Here is a 21,081-nt window from a genome sequence, read left to right as displayed (position 1 = left end):
CCGACCGAGCGATGCGCTGATCTGGGCGCTCGAGGACCCCCCGTTCGGCGGCCCGGTGGCGGGCATCGCGGCCGGTCTGGCCGCGCTCGATTCACACCTCGCGGCCCACTGCGCGGAACAACCCGCCGGCTGGCTGATCGTTCTCGCCTGCGATCTGCCCTGGGGAGCGGATGCTGCGCGCTTGCTGGTCACTTCAGCATCCGCTCTGGAGAAAATTGGTCAGCCGAATGATGGCGTGCACCTCAATGACTACACCGGGCACGCCCAGTGGCTTGCCGGCATCTACCGCGCCGCCGCCCTGCGCGCAGCGGTGGACCGGCTCGGCGATCGCGTCAACGGGGCCAGCATGCGCGAGCTGCTGGAGGGACTCAACCTTGTGGGGGTGCTGGACGAGGGTGGCGCCGGTATCGACGTGGACACGTGGCAGGATGTTGAGAGCAGTACCGCTCGTCTGACCGGTGCGCCCAACCATCCAGCCCGACCCGAGGAGTGACCCCGAATGAGCTCTGCACCACTACCTCCCGAAGCGCTCGACGACTGGCTCACCGCCCTCGCCGACCTGCTCCAGCTCGACCCGGCCGAGGTGCCGGTGGGGGACCTGCTCGATCTGGCCCGCGACGTCGCGCACAATGTGGCCCGGCCGGCCGCACCCCTCAGCACCTTTCTGATCGGCCTTGCCGCCGCGAAGAACGGCGGAACCAGCGCCGACATTGAAGCCGCCTGCGCCGCCGCGAGCGAACTCGCCCGCGACTGGGCGCCCGGGACACCCTGATGGCGACCCTGCGATTCTTCGCCGGCGCCGCCGAAGCCGCCCAGGCCGACACGGTCACGCTCGACGCGGGCACGATCGGCGAGCTGCGCGCGCAGCTCGCCGAGCGCTACGGGAGCGAATTCGTGCGCGTGCTCGGGCTGTGTTCCCTGCTCGTGAACGGCGCACGCGCCACGGATGACTCGGTCACTCTCGCACCCACCGACGCGGTCGATGTTCTCCCGCCCTTCGCCGGCGGCTGAGGACCTGGGTAGCCGCTACAAACCGACCCAGGAATGCGTTCCGTCGACCTCATATTGCTTCTTCCAGATCGGAACCTCGGCCTTCACCGCCTCGACGAGACCCTCGCAAGCCGCAAAAGCGTCGCCTCGGTGCGCGCTCGCGACCACCGCGACGAGGGCGAGGTCGCCGACCTCGAGATGTCCGATGCGATGGCTGACCGCCAGGACCACAAGCGGATGCTCCGCCCGCACCCGGTCCGCGATCTCACCTACAATGCGCCCCGCGTCGGGGTGTGCACTGTAGTCGAGGCCGGTGACGCGGCCGGCAGCATCCGGATCGTGGTCGCGCACCTGCCCGATGAACGTGACGACGGCGCCGTGCGTCGCGCCGGACACCGCGCTGACGTGTTCGCCGACATCGAGCAGCGACTCGGTCACCCGGGCGAATCCGAGCGAAACGGCACCCGTGCCCATCAGTGGTCGCCGCCGTCGAGCTGGTCGATGATATGCCGCACGAGCGGCGCGAGAATGGCCACACCGTCGCGCACCGCGCCGGCCGAACCGGGCAGATTCACGACCAGGGCACCGTTATTGCCGACCGAATCGGCGATGCCGGCAATGCCGCGGGACAGCACCGCGGTGGGGATCGTCGCGACGCTGACCGCGCGCATCCGCTCGGAAATGCCCGGCAGAATCGTGTGCAGCAGGGTGGCCGTGCCTTCGGGCGTGAGGTCGCGCGCCGACACTCCGGTGCCGCCGGTCGTCACGACGAGGCGGGCGCCGTCGCCGAGCGCGGCCGAAATCGCCCCGGCCACACTCTCGATGCCGTCAGGCACCACCCGCGGCGGCCCGCACGGAATGCCGACCTCTTCCAGCGCATCGACGGTGGCCGGGCCCGACCGGTCCTCGCGTTCGCCGCGCGAACAGCGATCAGACACGGTGATCACGACGGCCCCGAGTTCGGCCCCAAGCTTGAGCTGAGTTTTCACTGTTCCACAGTACCGCGACCCGCACCGAGCAGCCCGATCTCCGCTTTGGCCGGAATCATTTGTCACGGCGTTTGCGAACTTCACCCCGAACGGCAAGCGAACAGGCTGGTCACGAACCGGGCCGCTCTGCGACCGGTTCGGCGGCGCCATCTTCACGTTCATCGGCGGCGCGATCGGCTGGACCGCCGCGATCGCCGCCTTTGGAACGTTCATCGTGGGTATGGCCCTCATCGCCATGAGCCCGACCGCCTTCTTCATCGGCTGCTCGGTGTTCCGCGTGCTCTGCACCGGCCTCGCCTGGTTTCACTGCGCGCGTCCCGGCGCAGCCAACCCGAGCTGACGCTCCCTGCTCCCACCCGAGGCCCCCTCTGCTCAGCGGGGTGCCTCGGGTCTTTTCCTGCTCGCGGGGCCATACTGCAAGAAGGAGGTCATCGATCAGAGCACACGACACAATCGAACCGATCGCCGGTGACCCCGCCTGGTGGCTCGAAGGGGTCTGCCCCGAATGCGGCGCGTACGTCTCCGGCGATCATGGGCAGCGAGGCCGTGCCGTGGCGGTGCCATCGCCGGCTGATTACGGATGCGCTGATCATTGCGCGGGTGGAGGTACTCGACATCATGTCGGCCTCGTCGACCCGGCGCGCCGAAATGAACGCGTTCGCGCGGGTTCACGACGGCAGGATCACCTATCCCGACGAAAGAGTGGAGAATAGCGATGGAGGTCATAGCGGAATGTTCCGCAACCGCAGCGTCGACCTGGCCACGATCCAGACCACCGGCATGAACGAGCCCTAATGGATGCGTTCGACACAATAAGACAGTCCGTTATCAACGACGAGAACAGTGCCCGTATGCGACAGCGCGGGTGGCAGCCGGTTTACGTTGCGTCTGCACGCGCCCGGATCGCGGTGATTGGGCAGGCGCCCGGGCGCAAGGCGCAGACGAGCGGTGTGCCGTGGGACGACGCCAGCGGGAAGAATCTGATCGACTGGCTGGGTGTCACTGAAGAGCAGTTCCGAAATCCGGATCTGTTCGCCGTACTCCCCATGGATTTCTACTACCCCGGGACGGGCACCAGCGGCGACCTACCACCTCGGAAAGGGTTCGCTGATCGATGGCATCCGCGGCTGCTGGCGCTGATGCCCGATATTCGGCTAACCCTGTTGATCGGTCGGTACGCGCAGATTCACTACCTGCCGTCAGCGCGGCACGACACGCTGACAGCCACGGTACGAAACCATCGTCGTTTCGTCCCGGAGCAGTTTCCGCTTGTGCACCCGTCACCGCTGAACTTCCGATGGCATGCTCAGAATCCGTGGTTCATCGCCGACGTGCTTCCAGAACTGCGCACGCACGTTCACGCCGCTCTCGACGGTGGCACGGCAGATCGGCCCGTGCCCGGTGCGGGGTAGGTGTCGTGTGCAGCGTCACACTCGGTCGTCGTCAGACAGCGGAGACGATGGGCGAACGCAGAGTCCCACGTTGTCGTGCTGCGGCGGAGTGCGAGGTGACGTTCAATATTGTTCACCTCGTGGACGGCACACTCGTCGACACGCTCGCCGCCGCCTCAATCGACCTGCGCCCCTCGCCCAATCGGGCAAACCCTCGTACAGTCAGAGCACGCTTTCGAGGGAGGAGCACAGATGGCAGACCAACAGACTTTCGTGATCGTGGGGGCGTCCCTCGCCGGCGCGAGTGCTGCGCGCACCCTGCGCGATGACGGCTTCGACGGGGATATTCACCTGGTCGGCGCCGAAGAACACCTTCCCTACATTCGCCCGCCGCTGTCCAAGGATTATCTCGCGGGCACCGCCGACCGGGCCTCCGTCTTCGTTGAAAACAAGAGCTGGTACACCGACCGCGACGTGCAGTTTCACCCCGGCACCCGCGCGGTCGGCCTCGACCTCAAGGCGCACCGAATCAGCACCGACGATGGCCAGTCGCGCCGCTACGACCGGCTGCTGCTGACGACCGGCTCACGACCTCGCCGCCTGACCGTGCCGGGCGGGGACCTCGGCGGGGTGCACTACCTGCGCACCCTCGACCATTCCGAGGTGCTGCATACCCTGCTGGCCGATGGCGGCAAACGGCTCGTGGTCGTTGGGTCCGGGTGGATCGGCATGGAAGTGGCCGCGACGGCACGAACCCTCGGCAACGAGGTGACCATCCTTGAGCGCGGCGAGGTGCCGCTCGCGGCGGCGCTCGGTGAGGAACTCGGGGGCCTGTTCGCGACCCTGCACGAGGAGCACGGGGTGGTCGTGCGCCGCTCCGTGGTGGTGGAGGGCTTCGTCGAAACCGACGGCCAGGTGACCGGGGTGCTGCTGGCCGGCGGTGACATCGTGCCCGCCGACCTCGTCGTGGTGGGGGTCGGCGCGGTTCCGAACGTGGAACTCGCCCACGCGGCCGGGCTCGCGGTCGACAATGGAATCCTCGTCGATGCGAGCCTGCAAACGAGCGACCCGCATGTCTTTGCGGCCGGCGATGTGGCCAACGCCGAGCATCCGCTGATCAAGCAGCGCCTGCGCAACGAGCACTGGGCGAACGCCCTGAACAGCGGCCCGGTGGCGGCACGGTCGATGCTCGGCCAGAACGTGTCCTTCGACGCCGTCCCGTACTTCTACACCGACCAGTTCGACCTCGGTATGGAGTATTCCGGCTTCGGCTCGCTCACCCGCGGCGCCGATCTGGTCTACCGCGGCAACCCGGCCAGCCGGGAATTCGTCGTGTTCTGGCTGAATGCCGGCCGGGTCGTCGCGGGCATGAACGTGAACGTCTGGAACGTCAACGACGCCGTGCAGAATCTGATTCGCCGCGGCGAACCGGTCGATCCGGCGCGGCTCGCCGATCTGACGATCGCCCTCGACAACGTCTAGCTAGGCCCGAGTATCGGCCAGCTCGCTCGGCGTCGCTTCGTTGGAATCGTTGGAATCGTCCGCAAACGGCTGCGCGGTCCGCGGAGCGTTGTACAGCGTCTCGTCGAGGATGCCCTGTCGCTTGGCCACGATCGTCGGCACGAGGGCCTGGCCCGCCACGTTCACGGCGGTGCGGCCCATGTCGATGAGCGGGTCGATGGCCAGCAGCAGGCCGACCCCCGCCAGCGGCAGTCCCAGCGTGGACAGGGTCAGCGTCAGCATTACTACGGCACCCGTGGTACCGGCAGTGGCTGCGGAACCCAGCACGGACACCAGGACGATCAGCAGGTACTGGGTGACATCAAGCTGAATGCCGAAGAACTGTGCCACGAATATGGCGGCGACGGCCGGATAGATGGCCGCGCAGCCATCCATCTTGGTCGTCGCGCCGAGGGGAACGGCGAAGGATGCATACCCGCGCGGTACACCCAAGCTGCGCTCGGTGACGCGCTGCGTCAGTGGAAGGGTACCGATGGATGAGCGCGACACGAAACCCAGTTGAACGGCTGGCCAGACACCGGAGTAATACTGCTTGACGGAGAGTCCGTGAGACTTGATCAGCACCGGGTAGACCACGAACAGCACCAGGACCAGGCCAATGTAGATGGTCAGGGCGAACTTGCCCAACGACCCCATGGTGTCCCAGCCGTAGACCGCGACCGCGTTACCGATCAGGCCGATCGTGCCCAGCGGTGCGATGCGAATAATCCACCACAGCACCTTTTGAATGACCGCAAGGGCCGAGGCATTCAGGTTGAGGAAAGGTTCGGCCGCCTTGCCCACCTTCAAGGCAGCAATGCCCACGACGATGGCGATGACCAGAATCTGCAACACGTTGAAGCTGACGCTCGTGCTCGTGACACCGTCGACGACGGCGGTGTCGGCTCCGAGGCCGAGGAAGTTCTTCGGGAAGAGCCCGGTCAAGAAGGCCCACCAGTCGCCGGTCTTGCCAGTGTATTCGGTATTCTCGCTGATGCCGGTTCCTGCTCCCGGGCGCACCAGCACACCCAGACCGATGCCGATCACGACGGCGATCAACGCGGTGATGGCGAACCAGAGCAGTGTGTTCCAGGCCAGCTTCGCCGCGTTGGACACCGCGCGCAGGTTGGCGATGGAGCTGACCACGGCCGTGAAGATGAGCGGCACAACAGCGGCCTGAAGCAGCGAGACGTAGCTCGACCCGATAATTTTCAGTGTGGCACCGAGACCATTGGGGTTCGCCTCGGTACTACCGGTGTATTTGGCCAGCAGCCCGAGCCCGAGACCAATGATGAGCGCGGCGATGATCTGAACGCCGAAGGAACCTGCCCATTTGGGCAGCCGGCTTCCTCTGGTGCTGACGGGAATTACTGAAGTCACTGATTCGACACTTTCTGTTGTCATTCGTGAAACACGCTGACGCCCCCTGACCCGCGCAGTGGATTCCCCTGGGATTCCCCTCCGCGTGCGGGCGGCTCTATACCCAAGGCCGGAAGCAGGCACAGTATTCCTCCGGGCAGATTGTGACTCTGTGTGTCAACTACTCCTGCGGGTACTCCGTACCGACATGCTCCCAGTGTCCTCCCTCCGCGAGCGCTCGAGCGGGCGCTCGCTCTTCTCCCAGCCGCGGCGGGGCGCCCGCGACCCGGCACCGCGGGGGACATCCCGCGAACGGTAGACCAGGTCGGGGCGCCTGAGGTAGCCAAGCGGGGCAGAGAACACGTGCACCGAACGGGTGAACGACCTTGTCCATCACCATCGTGACGAGCGGTACCCGCTTGGTCAGGCTGCGACGATAGATCAAAACGGCGAGCCCGGCGACGGTCGATGCGGCCGTGAAACTGTCGAGCCCGGTCGCGCCGAGATGGTGCACGTGCTCGGTCACGCCGAAGAATTCGAGCCACGGCTTGGGATTGACCAGGCCAACGACATGCCCGCCGAACTGGTCGCAGCGCTGGCGCAGCAGGTGGCCGACCACGAACACGCCCGATGCGGCATAGGGAAAAACGACCCAGAGCAGGTCATCCCCGGCGGTCACACTCGACGTATCCATTTCTCTCTGGCCCCAGTCGCGTGCACGGAAAACGGTTTCAGACTGCCGAGGTAGGTCATGCCGACCGTCTCGAGCGCCGAACGCAGCACCGCGATGCAGTCGCGGTGCGCGGCGAGCAGTTCCTGCGCGATCGGCGAATTCGAAAGGGCCGAGAATTGCAGCACCATCGGCAGGTGGTCGGTAGTTCGTCGGCGTCAACCTGCCAGCCGGCCGCCCGTTGGCCTCGACGAATCGCACGAGCGCCATGCCGCGGCGGCGGGTATCGCCAGCCGCAGAGTAGGGAGGTACGGGCAGCACTTGCGTTTCAGATCGGAGGTCGCCGTGAAGTGCGCCTCGAGCTGCGGCGCAGCTGCCGGGCAGATCCAAACGGATGCCTCCACGAGCGAAAACTGCGCCCGCCGCTTCGGTGTCGGATAGTCGAGCAGAATCGACGCCGCCATGTGCGCGATCACACCCTGCTCGGGCGTCAGCGGAACGGCCGTGATTGCGCGCGAAGCCGTCTTGGGCGCCCGAAAGCCACAGTTCATCCGTGCGCCGAGTGCACCGGGCAGGCGTGTGCCGGTGCTCATGCCGAGCCTGACAGGTAGGGGGCTCCCGGCAGGAGCTACCGGCGGGAACATACCCGTGGGCACCCCGCCGCCGTTCCAGTTGAGCAGGTTGACCCGAACCGCGGTGGTCGGCACGGTCGCGCTGTGGCGCCCGGTCATCTCGTTGTAATTGTCGACCGTGGCGCCGAGCGGCATGCCGACGGTATTGCCGCAGGGGCCGTTGTGCCCACCAGCACCGGGCCCGGCCGAGCCCGGCCCGCCCATGCCGGGCCGCCGTCGGTGTCGAGTGAGCAGCCGAGCTCGTCGAGCTCGCACGGGGTCTCCACGTTCCTACGCGACCTCACGACCCTGCTTGGGGAGCCGCTTCGGGTCGTTCCGCAGCCCCGCCAACCGGATTAAAAGCACACCGGTACCCACACAGCCGGACTACTCATACAAACGTGGAATCCGAAGAACGCAGTCCCGCCCGGCACGCCGCGTGGTGCACCTCGGCTCATTCAACGGGTGGCCCGCATGCTCGGCCACGACGACAGCGCGGTCGAGCCGCGCCCCTTCGTCGGCCCGCACCTGTGCGTCGTCAACGTTCTCAACCTCGTCCACCTCGTCACGGACTGGAAGAGCAACAGCTAGCTGTGCCGCGGTCGCGGTCGCGGCCGGGGCGCGGGTGGCACTTCTTTCGCCGCGACCACGTCTGCCAGCGCGAGCGTGACCAGTCCCCGCTTGGTCTCCACCGAAACGGATGCCGCGCTGCGGTCACGCAGAAACCCGAGCGCGTCGGTGTAACCAACCGCACTGCGCGTGCGCACGACGACGCGGGTTCCGAGCGGGGCATCCACGAGAAAAGCGAGGGGACCGCTCATCGAATCAGGCTGTACTCTTCGACCCGCGCCGATTCTCCGGCGATGAGAATGATGTCGCCCTCTTCAATCACGGTGTCAAGCGAGGTGTAACTCCAGCCGACGCCGGGGCGGTGAAACGCCGTCACGGTGATGCCGTAGCGGGCGCGCACCTTGGCCTGGCCGAGCGGCACGCCGATGAGCGAGCGCGGCGGGGCCGTCTTGACGAGCGCAAAGTTCTCGCCGATCTCGATGTAGTCCTGCATGGCGCCGCGCACCAGGTGGGCGACCCGCTGCCCCATATCCTTCTCCGGGTAGATGACGTGGTTGACGCCGAGCTGGGTGAGAATCTCGCCGTGTGGGTCGCTGACCGCTTTGGCCCAGATATTGGGGATGCCGAGCTTGAGCAGCAGAGATGCGGTGAGAATGTTCGCCTCAACGTCGCCGCCGATCGCCACGACCGCCCTCGAGAAGTCGGGTACCGAGAGTTCCCGCAAGGTCGCCTCCTTGGTGGAGTCGGCGCGCACCACGTGGGTGAGCAGGCGGTTGTGCAGTTGCACGACCTCTTCGTCACCGTCGATGCCGAGCACCTCGGTGCCGCTTTTCATGAGCTCGAGGGCGAGGGCGCTACCGAACCGGCCGAGACCGATGACGACGACCGATTCGGCTTCGGCGAGGCGGGCGGGGTCGCGATGCCCGAACAGCGAATATTTAGCCAATGATCGGCCTTTCTTTAGGATACTCGTAGGTGGTGTTACGCTCTCGCAGGGCGATGGCCGACGCAAAGGTGATGGGGCCGAGACGGCCAATGAACATGAGCAGAATCAAAATGACCTGCCCCTCCCAGGGCAGCCCCGCGGTGATACCGGTCGACAGTCCCACGGTCGCGAAGGCGCTGATCGTCTCAAACAGGAGCGCGTCGAGCGAGATGTCGGTCATGAGCATGAGGGCCGTGGTCGCGGCGGTAATGACACCGACGGCGAGCAGGGCAATGGTGATGGCCTCGCGGTGCACCGCCCGGGAGAGCCGCTTGCCGAAGACGTTGACGGCCACCTGGCCGCGCACCTCGGTCCAGATAATGAAAAACAAGACGGCGAAAGTCGTGATCTTGATGCCTCCGGCGGTTCCGGCCGGGCCGCCGCCGATCAGCATCAGAATGTCCATGCCGAGCAGGGTCGCGGAGTCGAGCTGGGCAATGTCGACGCTGTTGAAACCGGCGGTGCGAGTCTGCACCGCCTGAAAGAAACCGGCGAGCAGCTTGCCCGGCCAATCCAGCTGGCCGAGCGTATTCGGATTCGACCATTCAACGGCCGTGATATATGCCGTTCCGAGAATAAGTAGCACGATTGTGCCGGCGACCACGATGCGGGTGTTCATGGTCCAGGTACGAATCGACCAGCGAAACGGATGCCGCACCTGCGTCCGCAGCTGCCGCCGCAGTTGCACGATCACGGGAAAGCCGAGCCCACCCAGAATGACGGCGGCGGAGATCGGCAGGCAGATCCAGGCATCCGTTGCATAACCCATGAGGTTGTCGCTGAACAGGGCGAAGCCGGCGTTGTTGAAGCTCGACACCGAGTGGAACACTCCGAGCCAGATCGCCCGGCCCGCGGGCTCGTCGTAGCCGATCATGAAGCGCAGTGCGAGCAGAACCGCCGCGGTGACCTCAATGGCGAGGGAGATGCGCACGACGCCGAACACGAGCCCCTTCACGTCTTCGAGGCCGACGCTCTTGGTCTCTGCGGCCGCCGTGATGCGCGAGCGCAGCGAGAGCTTGCGGGCGATCGCAAGCCCCACAACCGAGGCGAATGACATGATCCCGAACCCGCCGATCTGAATGAGCAGCAGAATGACGATCTGGCCGAACGGCGTCCAGTACACCGCGGTGTCGACGACGGTCAGACCGGTGACGCACACGGCGCTCGTCGCGGTGAACAGCGCCTCGAGAAACGATGCCCCGCCGAGCCCGACCCGGGCGTTGGGCAGCATCAGCAGCGCCGTACCGACGAAAATGGTCAGGGCAAAACCAGAAACGACCACCTGCGCCGGATGTAGTCGGTGCCGCTTCGCTGTGTTGTCGCGTTCGCGAACGGCCCGTGAGTGCACGGACCAATTCTACGCCGGGCATACCGCACGACTCCCCCTCGGGACTCACCGGCCCACCGGTGCAGTCGTTTCAGACAGGTTCGTCTACCCCCAACAGGCAGGACAGATTAACCATCTGATATGCGCAATACTCGCTCTAAGGGGTGGAATACATGGTCAGCGACGGGTTCGAGCCACGAGGGACGCAGGTTGTGCGACCCCGGCGACAGCTGGTCGCCCGGGCGATCATTGCAGCACTGTCCTTGCTGGTGCCCCTGCTGATCGTGCTGTACTGGCTCACCATTCCGCAGGGCACCTGGATGTTTGTCGCCGCCATTCAACTCGGGTTGACCATTCTCGGCGTCGTAGGAGTGTACAGAGCACGCAAAATGTGGGTGACCATCACCGCTGACAGCCTCCAGAGCCGCAGCCTGCTGGGAACCGTAACCACCTGGGACACGGCCGATATCGCCAGTGTCGTGCTTGTCGACCTCTACCAGAGCGGAACCGTCGACACTCTCACCCACCTGTACCTGCTCGACTCCGCCGGCGATGTGCTGCTGCGCCTGCGCGGCCAGATCTGGCCTCGATCGGGCATGGAAAACATGATCGACACGCTCGGGGTCGCTGTCGTGCGCCCGCCCGACCCACTCACCCTGGCCGAACTCGGACGACTCCGGCCGCAGCTGGTGCACCGGTGTACGCGACACTGAACCGGTCTGGGCCCTTAGTGCCCCCGGCCCGACACCACGTCGGCGACGCGCGCGAGTGGCGACGTCGTGCGACGGCCGGTCAGCTCGGCCCGATCAGCCAGGGAATAGGCCCGATACAGCGCGGTGACAGCGAGCCACCGCAATGGTTCGGGCTCCCACGAGCGCGCCCGGTGGTTCACCCAGGGTAGCTCCACCAGGCCGCTGTCCCGGCCGAGAATCAGGTCCGTCAGGGTGCGCCCGGCCAGGTTCGTGGTCGCAACACCGGTACCCACGTACCCGCCGCCCCAGGCCAGTCCGGTCTGCGGGTCGAGACCCACCGTTGCAGCCCAGTCTCGAGGCACGCCGAGCACGCCCGACCAGGCATGGTCGATGCGAGCACCCGCCGTCGCCGGAAAGAAGCGCACCAGAATGTCGCGTAGGGCGTCGACGGTGGCCTGCGGGGTCTGGCCGTCGGCATCCGTTTTGGAACCGAATCGGTAGGGCACACCGCGCCCGCCGATCGCGATGCGGTCGTCGCTCGTGCGCTGCGCGTACATGTAGGCGTGCGCCATATCGCCCAGGGTTTCCCGGCCCGACCAGCCGATGCTCTCCCAGACGGATGCCGCGAGCGGCTCGGTCGCGATGAGCGACGAATTCATGGGCAGCCAGGTTCGGTGCAGCCCCTTGAGACCGGCCGTGAACCCCTCGGTCGCGCGCACCACGAACGAGGCGTCGACGGTTCCGTACTGGGTCACCGCCCGGTGTGGTGCGATCTCGCTCACCGGGGTGTCCTCGTAAATCTCTACCCCGAGCGACTCGGCCGTGCGGGCAAGTCCGGCCACGAGCGCGGCCGGGTTGATGCGGGCACAGTGCGGGTGCCACATGCCCCCAGTGGTGCCCGCCACGTTGATACGGTTCTGCGCCGCAGTTTTGGAGAGCAACTCGACGTCGGTGTGCGCCCAAGACTGCTCGGCACGGGCGGCCCGCTCCAGGCGGTGCTGTTGCGCGGGGTCGTAGGCGACCGTGAACTCGCCGCCCTTGATGATCCCGGCGTCGATTCCCTCCTGGGCGGCGACCCGAATGACCTCATCGACCGTGTCGTTCATGGCGGCCTGAAACTGTTCTGCGGCGGGGCGACCGTGGCTTTTCACATACTGCTCGCGCCCACCGGTGACCGAGTTGGTCAGCCAGCCGCCGTTCCGGCCGGACGCGCCGAATCCGGCGAATCGGGCCTCGAGCACGACGATGCGCAATTGCGGCGCCGCCTTCTTGAGGTAGTACGCCGTCCACAGCCCGGTGTAACCGGCACCGACGATGACGACATCGGCGCGGGTCGACCCGGGCAGGGCGGCGCGCGGCGCAGGCTGGCCGAGCTGGGTCCACCAGAACGAGACATCCCCGTTGCGCCGGGGTGCGTAAAGCGCGTTCGTCATGATTTGAGCGCTTTCTGTCGCTGTCGTTCGAGTCGCCGACGGGCGGCGAGTTCACGTTCGCCGTCGAGTTTGGCGGCCACCGGAGCCCAGAGTACGACGGCAACCCCGGCGCCAAGGAGCAACCCGCCGATGGTGTCGGTGAGCCAGTGCGCTCCCAGGTAGGTGCGGCTGAGCAGCATCACGATCGTGTACGCGGTGCCGGCGATAGCCACCCACAGCCGAGGAAAGATAATGGCGAGGCAGACCGCCATGGTCGCCGCGTTGGCGACGTGGCCGGAGGGGAACGAACCAAAATCAGAGGCGACCAGCATGTCTTCGGGTCGCGCGCGGCCAAAGAGCTGTTTCAAGAGTTGCACACCGCCGGCGCTCAGCACGGTCGCCACGAGGTAGTACCCGGCGGCCCACGGCCGTTTGATCAGCAGGATGGCCAGGGTGATGACCAGCGGAATGACGAGCACGCCGAACAGGCCGCCGCCGAGGGCGTTCATGAACAGCGACGGAATCTCCCAGATCGGCGAGCGGTGCTCGATGATCTCGCCCATCCACTCGGTGTCGACCTCGAGGGCGAGGCCGTTGCCCCGCACGACCACGACGAGGCCGAGCAGAGCGGTGAGCGCCACGGCGGAGAGCCCGCTGATGACGGGCCAGCGGCGCGACACGCGGCGAGCGGCAGGGTCTGCGGCGCGTTCCGGGTTAGTCATCCCGCCATCGTAGGTGAGCCCGCTGCAATTGGGTTATCGGCGTGCCGAGATTGCCGCCATCGCGTTCCCGCACCACGTTCTATCGTGGGCCCATTATCACAAGGTGGGCCCGGTCGGCGGGCGCGTGAGGTCGCGCTAGCGGTCGAGTGCCGGCACGCTGCGCGGGCGCACGATGAGCCAGAGCGAGAGAATCGAGAGCACAGCGGTGACGCCCATGACGGATGCCATCGGTATCGCCGTTCCCACTCCGAGCACTCCCACGATCGGCGAGATCAAACCGGCCACACCGAAGTTGGCCGCGCCGAGCAACGACGCCGCCGTTCCGGCCTCGTGTCCGTGGGCGTTGAGGGCGATGACCTGCACGCTCGGCAGGGTGAAACCGCAGGCCGCGATGAAGAACCAGAGTGGCACCAGGGTGCCCCACAGCCCCACGCCGGCCAGGTCGAGCAGCACGATCGCACCGGCGGTGAGCAGCAGCACGACCGTGGAGACGGAGAGGATCCACTGCGGACCAATACTGAATCGGTGCATCAGGCGCGAGCTGAGCTGCACCCCGGTGACGACGCCGAGGGAATTAACGGCGAACAGCAGGCCGTACTCCTGCGGACTGAACTGGTACACGTCCTGAAACAGAAACGGCGAGGCCGACAGATACGAGAACAACCCGGTGAAGGTCATCGCCCCGATGATCGCGACGCCCACGAAGGTGCGGTCGCTCAGCACCGCCTTGTAGCGCTGAGCCAGGGTGTTGTGACCCTTCGCGTGGCGTTCACTTTCGGGCAGGGTCTCGACGATCCAGAAGGCGACGGCCAGAATCACGATGACACCATAGGCGGCGAGCACCCAGAAGATGCCGCGCCAGTTCATGACGAGCAACAGCTGTGAGCCAATCACCGGCGCCAGGACCGGCGCAAGGCCACTGACCAAGGCGAGACGGGAGAGCATACGCACGAGCGGCTTACCGCCGAACAGGTCGCGTACCATGGCCATCGCGACGACCGCGCCGGCCGCAGCGCCAAAGCCCTGCAGCACGCGGAACCCCGCGAGCATCACGATGTCGTTCGAGATGGCGGCGCCGACACAGGCGAGAATGTGCACCCCGGTGGCGAGCATCAACGGCAGTCGGCGACCAACCTTGTCACTCCACGGGCCCACGACCAGCTGCCCGAATCCAAACCCGATCATCGTTCCGGTCAGGGTGAGCTGAATGACCGAGGGCATCACGTTGAACTCGCTCTCCAGCGTCGGGAACGCCGGCAGATACAGGTCAATGGTGAACGGGCCGAGAGCAGTCAGCGCGCCGAGAATGAGAATGTAGACGACGCGCTGGCGGCGAGTCAGTCTGTCCCCGGGGTGCGCGGCGGTCGAGGCGAGCTGGGCCCTGCTCACGACGGGGATGGCGGCAGTAGTCACGTGTAAAAGATCCTCCAGCTGGTAACGGTGTGGGTGTCGGGGCAACGGATGCTCGGAGCCGACCGCCGCAGCGGGCCGTAATCGCCTTGCAGCCGGGCCGCGCGCGGCTGCACCTGTCGGTCCAGCGAGTGGCACCTGCGTCATCGAAACAGGTCCGGGCGTGAGCGGGTGTGCTTCAAGAGTAAGTTCCCGCGGCGTCCGGCTATTCCCACGCGATGGGTTCGAGCTCAGAGCACATGCCAGCCGCAGGCTGTCGCCACCCGCGCCTGCCGGCCGTCGTCGGCGCCGAAGGCGAGCTTCTCCCCCGGTTCGGCGAGGTCGCGAAAGCACAGTTCGGCGGCCGCCAGATGCCGGGCGTGGCCCAGCGCCAGCCCGTTCGCGGCAAACTTCGTCGCCCGTGCCTCCATCTCGACCGGTTCCAGGTCAACCAGCTCGACCAGCCCGTCAACGGGGTCAACCAGTGTGCTGAGCCGGTCGAGCACGCACTCGACAGTCATCCCCTGCTCCAGCCCGGCAAGCACAGCCTCGGCGCTGCATTCGGCCACGGCCAGCGGCGTGGAAACCACTTGCACCTCGGCGAAATCGCGCAGGGCGGCGCCCCAGTCCGGTCCGGTGCGGGCTGGCACCAGCAGCCGCACGAGCAGTGCCGGGCCGGCGTAGACGATCATCGGCTGCTGCCGGCCGGGTCCTCCAGCAGCGATTCAAAGGCAAGCTCGGCGGCTCCGATCATGAGCAGGTCGGAGCCGAGGGCGGCCGCGCAGACCCGCACGTCCGCGTTCGGCGCGGCGAGCGAGAGCCTGGCCACCCCGGCGCGCAGCCGGTCCGGGTCGACGGCATGCAGGGCGGCGAGAAAACCGCCGAGCACCACCAGTTCCGGGTTGAGCAGGTTCACCGCACCGGCCAGGGCCACGGACAGCGCGTCAAGCTGGCGGTTCACCTCGGCGCGAACGGAGGGCGCATGGGAGCCGAGCAGGGCCTGTTCGAGCTCGTCGGCATCCGCCCGTTCCAGCCCGAGTACGCCGAGCAGCGCGCTGCGGCGCACCTCGGCTTCGAGGGTGCCGGGGATACCGGCCGAGTCGGTCCGCTCAGCGCCGCTGACCCGGGTGTGACCGAACTCGCCAGCGAATCCGGCTACACCGCGCGCCGACACACCGCCCACCACAATGCCGCCGCCGATGCCGCTGGCGCCGCCATTCAGATAGACGAGATCGTCAACGTCGCGGCCGGCGCCGAAATAGCGCTCCGCGGTGACCCCGAGGTTGGCATCGTTTGCGGCGCGCACCGGCAGCCCGGTGGCGGCCGCGAGCAGCGCGGCCAGGGGCGCGTCAACCCAGCCGAGGTGCGGGGCATGCCGCACGAGACCGTCGGATACCCGGACCAGGCCCGGCACCGCCACGCCTATACCGATGGGGGAATACTCACTCTCCAGCTCGGCTCGCAGGTCGTTGATGACGGCCGCGGCGATGCCAACAGCCTCGGCCACGGTTGGCGACAGCTCGGTGGGGTGACGGATGCGCCGGCGTACGACGCCGTCCAGCCCCACCAGGCCCACGGTCACCGCGTCGATCTCCGGGTTCACGGCGAACGCGGCCACACGGGGGTTGGCCGCCACCACGGGACTGGGCCGGCCGACAAGCCGCGTGGGGTCGGGGTCGCGTTCCTGGATCAGGCCGCGCGCTGAAAGCTCGGCCACGAGGGCGCCAATGGTGGACCGGTTCAGCCCGGTTAGGCGGGTCAGCTGGGCCCGGGAGGCGGGTCCGTTGCGGTGGAGGGAACGCAGGATGACGCCCAGGTTGTGCCGTCGCACGTCGTCACTGCTGGAGCCCTGCACGGTGTTCCCTTCGTCGTTGCGGCTCCCAGATTACCCGGCCCGCATGCGGAACACCGTGATAGGTTGCCACGGTCTACAAATCGACAGTGCAGCTGACAGAACAGGACCACATGGAATTCCGATACCTCGGCAATAGCGGCTTGAAGATCTCCGAGCTCACCTACGGCAACTGGCTCACCCACGGCTCCCAAGTGGAGAACGATGTGGCCACCCAGTGCGTGCGGGCGGCGCTTGACGCCGGAATCAGTACCTTTGACACGGCGGATGTCTACGCCAACACCCAGGCCGAGACCGTGCTCGGCGAGGCGCTGCAGGGCGAACGGCGCCAGTCGCTGGAGATCTTCACCAAGGTGTTCGGGCCGACCGGCCCCAGGGGGCACAATGATGTGGGACTCTCCCGCAAGCACATTCTCGAGTCCATCGACGGGTCGCTCACCCGCCTGCAAACTGACTACGTCGACCTCTACCAGGCGCACCGCTACGACGTGGAGACCCCGCTGGAAGAGACGATGCAGGCCTTCGCCGACGTCGTGCGCCAGGGCAAGGCGCTCTACATCGGCGTGAGCGAGTGGAATGCCGAGCAGCTGCGCGCCGGGCACAAGCTCGCCACCGAGCTGGGTGTGCAGCTCATCTCCAACCAGCCGCAGTACTCCATGCTGTGGCGGGTCATCGACGACGAGGTGGTGCCGGCATCCGTCGAGCTGGGCGTTTCGCAGATCGTCTGGTCGCCGGTGGCGCAGGGCGTACTCAGCGGAAAGTACCGGCCGGGCCAGCCGCTGCCCGAGGGCAGCCGGGCCACGGACGAGCATGGCGGCAAGGACATGATCTCGCGCTGGATGGCCGACGAGGTACTCACCGGCGTGCAGAATCTGCAGCCGATCGCCGACGACCTCGGGCTCACCATGGCGCAGCTGGCCATCGCCTGGGTGCTGCAGAACACGAATGTGGCGTCGGCCATCATCGGTGCCAGCCGTCCTGAGCAGGTGGCCGCCAACGTGAAGGCGGCGGGGGTCAGCCTCGACGCCGAGGTGCTCACACGCATCGATTCGGCCATCGGCAACCTCGCCGAAACCGACCCACGCAAGACCGTCTCGCCGACGAAGCGCGAGGCCTGAGGCGTGCGCGTCATCGTCACCGGCGGCAGCGGCAAGCTCGGTCGCACCGTCGTCACCCGGCTGCGCGCCGAGGGCCACACGGTCATGAACCTGGACCAGGCCGGCACCCGCGGCCCCGGGTTCCTGAACATCAACCTGCGCGACTACGGCGAGGTGGCGGATGCCTTCCAGGGGGTCGATGACACGGCCGACGGGTTCGACGCGGTCGTGCATCTGGGCGCGATCCCGGCCCCGGGCATCCGCCCCGATGTCGCCACTTTCCACAACAACATGCTCTCCACCTACAACGTGTTCCAGGCCGCCCGGCGCGCTGGCATCACCCGCATCGTTTACGCGTCGAGCGAGACGGTGCTCGGACTGCCGTTTGACACCGATCCGCCCTACCTGCCGGTCGATGAGGATTACGCAGCACGACCGGAGAGTACCTACTCTCTGGTGAAGCACCTCGAGGAGCAGATGGCGATCGAGCTGGTGCGCTGGGATCCGGGGTTGAGCATCACCGCCCTGCGCTTCTCCAACGTGATGGACCCGGCCGACTATGCGGCCTTTCCCGGCTACGACACCGATCCGCTCACTCGCAAGTGGAACCTGTGGGGTTACATCGACGGCCGCGACGGCGCACAGGCCGTGGCGCGCGCGCTCGAGGTGGCCGGCCCCGGCTTCGACCGGTTCATCATTGCCGCCGCCGATACCGTCTCGAGTCGCCCCAGCGCGGAATTGGCCGCCAGTGTCTTTCCCGACGTCGCGTTCACACGAGTCGTGCGCGAGCACGAGACGCTGCTCGGCATTGAGAAGGCCCGCCGCGTGCTCGGCTTCGCACCCGAGCACAGCTGGCGCGACCACGTGTAGGGCGTCCACCAGCCGATCTACCTGTTGAATACGGCGTGGACCGGCTGGTCGGTGCCCCGTGGCGAATTCAGAAAATCTGGATCCGGCATGCCGGCATCCGCGGTCTGCCCGGGCACCGGATGCTGCCGGCCGGCCTTTTCCTGAATTGGCCACGTCCCCGAGGTGGCGCACCCCCCGGGTGCTCTACCAGCCGCCTTCTGGTCGGCTCCCAGTCGCCTCCCAGACGCCTCCCGGCCGGCGTGAACCGGACCGTGAGGCCAGCCCACTAGCCTCGTAGGCAACGGCTGCTCCGGCAGCGCAGCGACGAATGAATGGTGAACTACCGCATGAGCACTTCCGGCCCGGCCCGCTCTCCCAAGAAAGATCGCCGCGAGGAGGCCCGCGAACACGCGCGGCTGATGCGCGCCGAACAGGTCAAGCGGGACAAACGCCGTCGCCTCTTTCTGCGCGGCGGCATCGGTGTTGGCCTGCTCGCCGTGGTCGCCATCGTGACCCTCGTTATCGTGAACAACGTCACTGCTCCGGCGGCGCCGGGCCCGGCCAATATGGCCAGCGACGGCATTCTGCTCGGCAGCGACGGAACCACGGTCTCCGCCGACACGACGGTCGCCCTCGCCGCCGACGCCGATCCCATCGCCACCGACCAGACTGCCCTGACCAACACGGCCAATATCGTGATGTACGTCGACTACCTCTGCCCGATCTGTGGCAACTTCGAAACCACCAACGGTGAGCAGATCACCAACTGGGTCACCGCCGGCAACGCGACGGTCGAGATCCACCCGATCTCGATTCTCGACCGGCTGTCGTCGGGCACCAAGTACGCCACCCGAGCCGCAAACGCAGCCGCCTGCGTGGCAAACGACGACCCCAACAACTTTCTCGCCTTCAATACGGCAATGTTCGCCGACCAGCCCACCGAGAATTCGAACGGTAAGACGGATGCTCAGCTGACGAGCCTCGTGGCGGGAGCCGGGGTGACCTCCACCGCTGTCGCCAGCTGCATCACCGATCAGACGTATTCCGGTTGGGTCGCCGCGTCGACCCAACGCGCGATCGCTGGACCGATTCCCAACTCCGACGTTGAAAAAGTCACGGGAACGCCCACAGTGCTGGTGAACGGCGTGAGCTACACCGGCGCCTTCACCGACGCTGCCGCCTTCGAAGCCTTCGTCACCGCCCAGATGACCGCGGCTGCCGGAGCGGGCGAGTAACACCGCCCACTCGTACGAAGCCCGATGAGTATGCCCGACGAACGCTCGCCACATGAGCGCGATGAAAGCCCGATGAGTGCGCACGACGGCGCGGCCCCCTCTGCGGCGGGTGCCGCGCCGACCGTATTCGGGGCGGTTCTCGATGCGTCGACCCGGTGCATCCACTTTCACTCGGAACGCGACATCGTGGCGATCAAATTCGCCTGCTGCCTGCGGTACTACCCCTGCTCGCGATGCCACGACGAGGCCGTGCGGCTCGAACCCACCCCCCACGCAACGCGGCGGTGGCCGCTGGCGCAGTGGTCGGAGCTCGCAATTCTGTGCGGCGCCTGCCATCGTGAGCTCAGCATCACGGAGTATCGCCGGGCGGATCGCTGCCCGCGCTGCACCGCCGAGTTCAATCCCGGCTGCCGCCTGCACGCGCACCTCTACTTCGACGAGCCGTAGCGAGATCCTTGCCCCACCTGTCATTCCGGGCCCGGAACGCGGGCCCGGGTAAGATTATGGGCACGCGGTCGCACCATGGGCCCGGGAACGCTAGCCCAGCGCGAGCCCGACCCAGAGACCGAGTGCGGCGGCGGCAACGGATGCCCCGAGCATGCCCATTCCGTTGGCCAGCGCGGCCAGATAACGGTGGGCCTGGGCCAGCCGCACGGTCTCAAAACTGGCCGTGCTGAACGTCGTGTAGCCGCCGAGCAGGCCGACGCCGAGCACGAGACCCCACTCCGGCGCGAGCAGGTGATTCAGGGCGAGGCCGGTGACGAGGCCGAGCAGCAACGAGCCACTCACGTTGATGATCGTGGTGCCAAACGGGAACGCGCCGCCGAGGCGGGAGCGCACGAGGCCGTCGAGATAGAGGCGCGCGGCCGCGCCCACGCCGCCAGCGACGGCGATTGTCAGGACCAGGAGTGGGGTCATCCATCCTCCCCCGCAGCGGGTGCCTGGCCATCGCGCCTGCGTTGGTGCAGCGCCGCGCCGATCACGATGCCCAGCCAGGTAGCGAGGCCACCGAGCAGAACCGTGCCGAGCGCATAGGCAAGGGCAATCCCAACGGCGCCGTCCCGCAGTAGCAGGGCGCTGTCGATCGCGAGGGCGCTGTAGGTCGTGAATCCGCCGAGCAGTCCGGTGCCGAGCAGCAGGCGCAGGGTGCGGCGGCGGCCGGCATCGTGCCCGCGGCGAACGAGTGCTTCCAGCAGCAGCCCGAGCAGCAGGGCGCCGAGCAGATTGATACCGAGGGTGGTCAGCGGCAGGCCGGCATCCATGGTGAGATCGACCGGCGGCAGCGCGAGCCCGAGCGCTTCGCGAAGGGCGGTGCCCACGGTTCCACCCAGAAAGACGAGGCCGAGGTAGCGCCATTGCAGGTGCACGGCGCGCGGCGTGATCGTGTCGATGGTTCACCTACCCGGTCGATCGCTGGTTCCGTCGCAATCAGTAGGAACGA

General features: G+C 66.9%; 28 protein-coding genes and 1 pseudogene. 12 read left to right on the top strand and 17 right to left on the bottom strand.

Annotated elements, in window-relative coordinates:
* The 3 genes from LH475_RS13370 to LH475_RS13360 form a co-directional block, all read left to right on the top strand.
* Window positions 1–493 (top strand): NTP transferase domain-containing protein (locus tag LH475_RS13370; RefSeq protein WP_366145614.1); only part of this gene is annotated, 493 nt, incomplete at its 5' end.
* 6 nt (window positions 494–499) lie between these two features.
* A complete protein-coding gene (locus LH475_RS13365; RefSeq protein WP_196844146.1) occupies window positions 500–772 on the top strand; it encodes a DUF6457 domain-containing protein in 273 nt (90 codons plus the stop codon).
* The gene (locus LH475_RS13360; RefSeq protein WP_196844147.1) at window positions 772–1,011 is read left to right on the top strand and encodes a MoaD/ThiS family protein; all 240 of its coding nucleotides are present in this window, start codon (window positions 772–774) and stop codon (window positions 1,009–1,011) included. The genes LH475_RS13365 and LH475_RS13360 overlap by 1 nt, the downstream gene beginning before the upstream one ends.
* A 15-nt stretch (window positions 1,012–1,026) precedes the next feature.
* Here LH475_RS13360 and LH475_RS13355 read toward each other — a convergent pair whose 3' ends face one another.
* Both LH475_RS13355 and LH475_RS13350 read right to left on the bottom strand, forming a co-directional pair.
* On the bottom strand, window positions 1,027–1,464 hold the full coding sequence (locus LH475_RS13355) for a molybdenum cofactor biosynthesis protein MoaE (protein ID WP_196844148.1): 438 nt from the start codon (window positions 1,462–1,464) through the stop codon (window positions 1,027–1,029).
* Window positions 1,464–1,979, bottom strand: coding sequence for a MogA/MoaB family molybdenum cofactor biosynthesis protein (locus tag LH475_RS13350; protein WP_297414548.1), 516 nt, complete (start codon window positions 1,977–1,979; stop codon window positions 1,464–1,466). The genes LH475_RS13355 and LH475_RS13350 overlap by 1 nt, the downstream gene beginning before the upstream one ends.
* Window positions 1,980–2,510: 531 nt before the next feature.
* Here LH475_RS13350 and LH475_RS13345 point away from each other — a divergent pair.
* From LH475_RS13345 to LH475_RS13335, 3 genes are all read left to right on the top strand, one after another.
* Window positions 2,511–2,774, top strand: coding sequence for a hypothetical protein (locus LH475_RS13345; RefSeq protein WP_196844149.1), 264 nt, complete (start codon window positions 2,511–2,513; stop codon window positions 2,772–2,774).
* Complete coding sequence (locus LH475_RS13340) at window positions 2,774–3,391, top strand: uracil-DNA glycosylase family protein (protein ID WP_196844150.1); 618 nt, start codon at window positions 2,774–2,776, stop codon at window positions 3,389–3,391. The genes LH475_RS13345 and LH475_RS13340 overlap by 1 nt, the downstream gene beginning before the upstream one ends.
* Window positions 3,392–3,622: 231 nt before the next feature.
* The gene (locus LH475_RS13335) at window positions 3,623–4,852 is read left to right on the top strand and encodes an FAD-dependent oxidoreductase (protein WP_196844151.1); all 1,230 of its coding nucleotides are present in this window, start codon (window positions 3,623–3,625) and stop codon (window positions 4,850–4,852) included.
* On the opposite strand, the gene LH475_RS13330 is transcribed toward LH475_RS13335, so the two are convergent.
* The 5 genes and pseudogenes from LH475_RS13330 to LH475_RS13315 form a co-directional block, all read right to left on the bottom strand.
* Window positions 4,853–6,274, bottom strand: a complete 1,422-nt coding sequence (locus tag LH475_RS13330) for a dicarboxylate/amino acid:cation symporter (protein ID WP_196844152.1) — start codon at window positions 6,272–6,274, stop codon at window positions 4,853–4,855.
* Between the two features lie 132 nt (window positions 6,275–6,406).
* The gene (locus LH475_RS14605; protein ID WP_366145615.1) at window positions 6,407–6,592 is read right to left on the bottom strand and encodes a hypothetical protein; all 186 of its coding nucleotides are present in this window, start codon (window positions 6,590–6,592) and stop codon (window positions 6,407–6,409) included.
* Between the two features lie 78 nt (window positions 6,593–6,670).
* Window positions 6,671–6,923: pseudogene (locus tag LH475_RS14600) on the bottom strand (respiratory nitrate reductase subunit gamma); the annotation flags it as partial.
* On the bottom strand, window positions 6,905–7,090 hold the full coding sequence (locus tag LH475_RS13320; protein ID WP_196844153.1) for a hypothetical protein: 186 nt from the start codon (window positions 7,088–7,090) through the stop codon (window positions 6,905–6,907). The gene LH475_RS13320 and the pseudogene LH475_RS14600, both read right to left, overlap by 19 nt.
* A gap of 27 nt (window positions 7,091–7,117) precedes the next feature.
* Entirely contained in the window at window positions 7,118–7,735 is a 618-nt protein-coding gene (locus LH475_RS13315; RefSeq protein ID WP_297414545.1) for a hypothetical protein, read from the bottom strand.
* Between the two features lie 240 nt (window positions 7,736–7,975).
* Between LH475_RS13315 and LH475_RS13310 the strand changes: the two genes are divergently transcribed.
* Entirely contained in the window at window positions 7,976–8,101 is a 126-nt protein-coding gene (locus LH475_RS13310) for a hypothetical protein (protein ID WP_297414543.1), read from the top strand.
* On the opposite strand, the gene LH475_RS13305 is transcribed toward LH475_RS13310, so the two are convergent.
* The 3 genes from LH475_RS13305 to LH475_RS13295 are packed head-to-tail and all read right to left on the bottom strand — an operon-like array spanning window position 8,098 to window position 10,413.
* Window positions 8,098–8,331, bottom strand: a complete 234-nt coding sequence (locus tag LH475_RS13305; protein WP_196844155.1) for a ferrous iron transport protein A — start codon at window positions 8,329–8,331, stop codon at window positions 8,098–8,100. The genes LH475_RS13310 and LH475_RS13305 overlap by 4 nt on opposite strands.
* A complete protein-coding gene (locus LH475_RS13300; protein WP_196844156.1) occupies window positions 8,328–9,026 on the bottom strand; it encodes a TrkA family potassium uptake protein in 699 nt (232 codons plus the stop codon). The genes LH475_RS13305 and LH475_RS13300 overlap by 4 nt, the downstream gene beginning before the upstream one ends.
* The gene (locus LH475_RS13295) at window positions 9,019–10,413 is read right to left on the bottom strand and encodes a potassium transporter TrkG (RefSeq protein WP_297414540.1); all 1,395 of its coding nucleotides are present in this window, start codon (window positions 10,411–10,413) and stop codon (window positions 9,019–9,021) included. The genes LH475_RS13300 and LH475_RS13295 overlap by 8 nt, the downstream gene beginning before the upstream one ends.
* Before the next feature lie 191 nt (window positions 10,414–10,604).
* Here LH475_RS13295 and LH475_RS13290 point away from each other — a divergent pair, with 191 nt between their 5' ends.
* Complete coding sequence (locus LH475_RS13290; protein ID WP_196844157.1) at window positions 10,605–11,105, top strand: hypothetical protein; 501 nt, start codon at window positions 10,605–10,607, stop codon at window positions 11,103–11,105.
* 14 nt (window positions 11,106–11,119) lie between these two features.
* Here LH475_RS13290 and LH475_RS13285 read toward each other — a convergent pair whose 3' ends face one another.
* The 5 genes from LH475_RS13285 to LH475_RS13265 all read right to left on the bottom strand — a co-directional run bounded on the left by LH475_RS13285 (window position 11,120) and on the right by LH475_RS13265 (window position 16,462).
* Window positions 11,120–12,517 carry an FAD-dependent oxidoreductase gene (locus tag LH475_RS13285; RefSeq protein ID WP_297414538.1) on the bottom strand — a complete coding sequence of 466 codons (1,398 nt, stop codon included), beginning with the start codon at window positions 12,515–12,517 and terminating at the stop codon, window positions 11,120–11,122.
* Window positions 12,514–13,218, bottom strand: coding sequence for a phosphatase PAP2 family protein (locus tag LH475_RS13280; protein WP_297414536.1), 705 nt, complete (start codon window positions 13,216–13,218; stop codon window positions 12,514–12,516). Before LH475_RS13280 ends, LH475_RS13285 begins: the two co-directional genes overlap by 4 nt.
* Before the next feature lie 135 nt (window positions 13,219–13,353).
* Window positions 13,354–14,631 carry a multidrug effflux MFS transporter gene (locus LH475_RS13275; protein WP_297414533.1) on the bottom strand — a complete coding sequence of 426 codons (1,278 nt, stop codon included), beginning with the start codon at window positions 14,629–14,631 and terminating at the stop codon, window positions 13,354–13,356.
* A 227-nt stretch (window positions 14,632–14,858) separates the two neighbouring features.
* Window positions 14,859–15,299, bottom strand: coding sequence for a hypothetical protein (locus tag LH475_RS13270; protein WP_196844160.1), 441 nt, complete (start codon window positions 15,297–15,299; stop codon window positions 14,859–14,861).
* Window positions 15,296–16,462: an ROK family transcriptional regulator gene (locus LH475_RS13265; RefSeq protein ID WP_196844161.1), complete on the bottom strand. Its 1,167-nt coding sequence runs from the start codon at window positions 16,460–16,462 to the stop codon at window positions 15,296–15,298. The genes LH475_RS13270 and LH475_RS13265 overlap by 4 nt, the downstream gene beginning before the upstream one ends.
* Window positions 16,463–16,572: 110 nt before the next feature.
* On the opposite strand from LH475_RS13265, the gene LH475_RS13260 reads away from it, so the two are divergent.
* The 4 genes from LH475_RS13260 to LH475_RS13245 all read left to right on the top strand — a co-directional run bounded on the left by LH475_RS13260 (window position 16,573) and on the right by LH475_RS13245 (window position 20,087).
* Entirely contained in the window at window positions 16,573–17,577 is a 1,005-nt protein-coding gene (locus LH475_RS13260; RefSeq protein ID WP_196844266.1) for an aldo/keto reductase family protein, read from the top strand.
* 3 nt (window positions 17,578–17,580) lie between these two features.
* Window positions 17,581–18,426: an NAD(P)-dependent oxidoreductase gene (locus tag LH475_RS13255; RefSeq protein WP_196844162.1), complete on the top strand. Its 846-nt coding sequence runs from the start codon at window positions 17,581–17,583 to the stop codon at window positions 18,424–18,426.
* A gap of 326 nt (window positions 18,427–18,752) precedes the next feature.
* Window positions 18,753–19,640 carry a thioredoxin domain-containing protein gene (locus LH475_RS13250; protein ID WP_196844163.1) on the top strand — a complete coding sequence of 296 codons (888 nt, stop codon included), beginning with the start codon at window positions 18,753–18,755 and terminating at the stop codon, window positions 19,638–19,640.
* Between the two features lie 72 nt (window positions 19,641–19,712).
* Window positions 19,713–20,087 carry a CHY zinc finger protein gene (locus tag LH475_RS13245; RefSeq protein ID WP_196844267.1) on the top strand — a complete coding sequence of 125 codons (375 nt, stop codon included), beginning with the start codon at window positions 19,713–19,715 and terminating at the stop codon, window positions 20,085–20,087.
* A gap of 90 nt (window positions 20,088–20,177) precedes the next feature.
* Here the strand turns inward: LH475_RS13245 and crcB are convergent, their stop codons facing one another.
* Window positions 20,178–20,558: a fluoride efflux transporter CrcB gene (crcB, locus tag LH475_RS13240; protein WP_196844164.1), complete on the bottom strand. Its 381-nt coding sequence runs from the start codon at window positions 20,556–20,558 to the stop codon at window positions 20,178–20,180.
* Window positions 20,555–21,007 (bottom strand): CrcB family protein, encoded by a 453-nt coding sequence (locus LH475_RS13235; protein ID WP_196844165.1) that lies wholly within the window; start codon window positions 21,005–21,007, stop codon window positions 20,555–20,557. The genes crcB and LH475_RS13235 overlap by 4 nt, the downstream gene beginning before the upstream one ends.
* Window positions 21,008–21,081 lie beyond the last annotated feature (74 nt).

It is taken from the genome of Cryobacterium sp. (assembly GCF_026786305.1).
Lineage (GTDB): Bacteria > Actinomycetota > Actinomycetes > Actinomycetales > Microbacteriaceae > Cryobacterium.
This window is presented reverse-complemented; position numbering and strand designations above follow the sequence as displayed.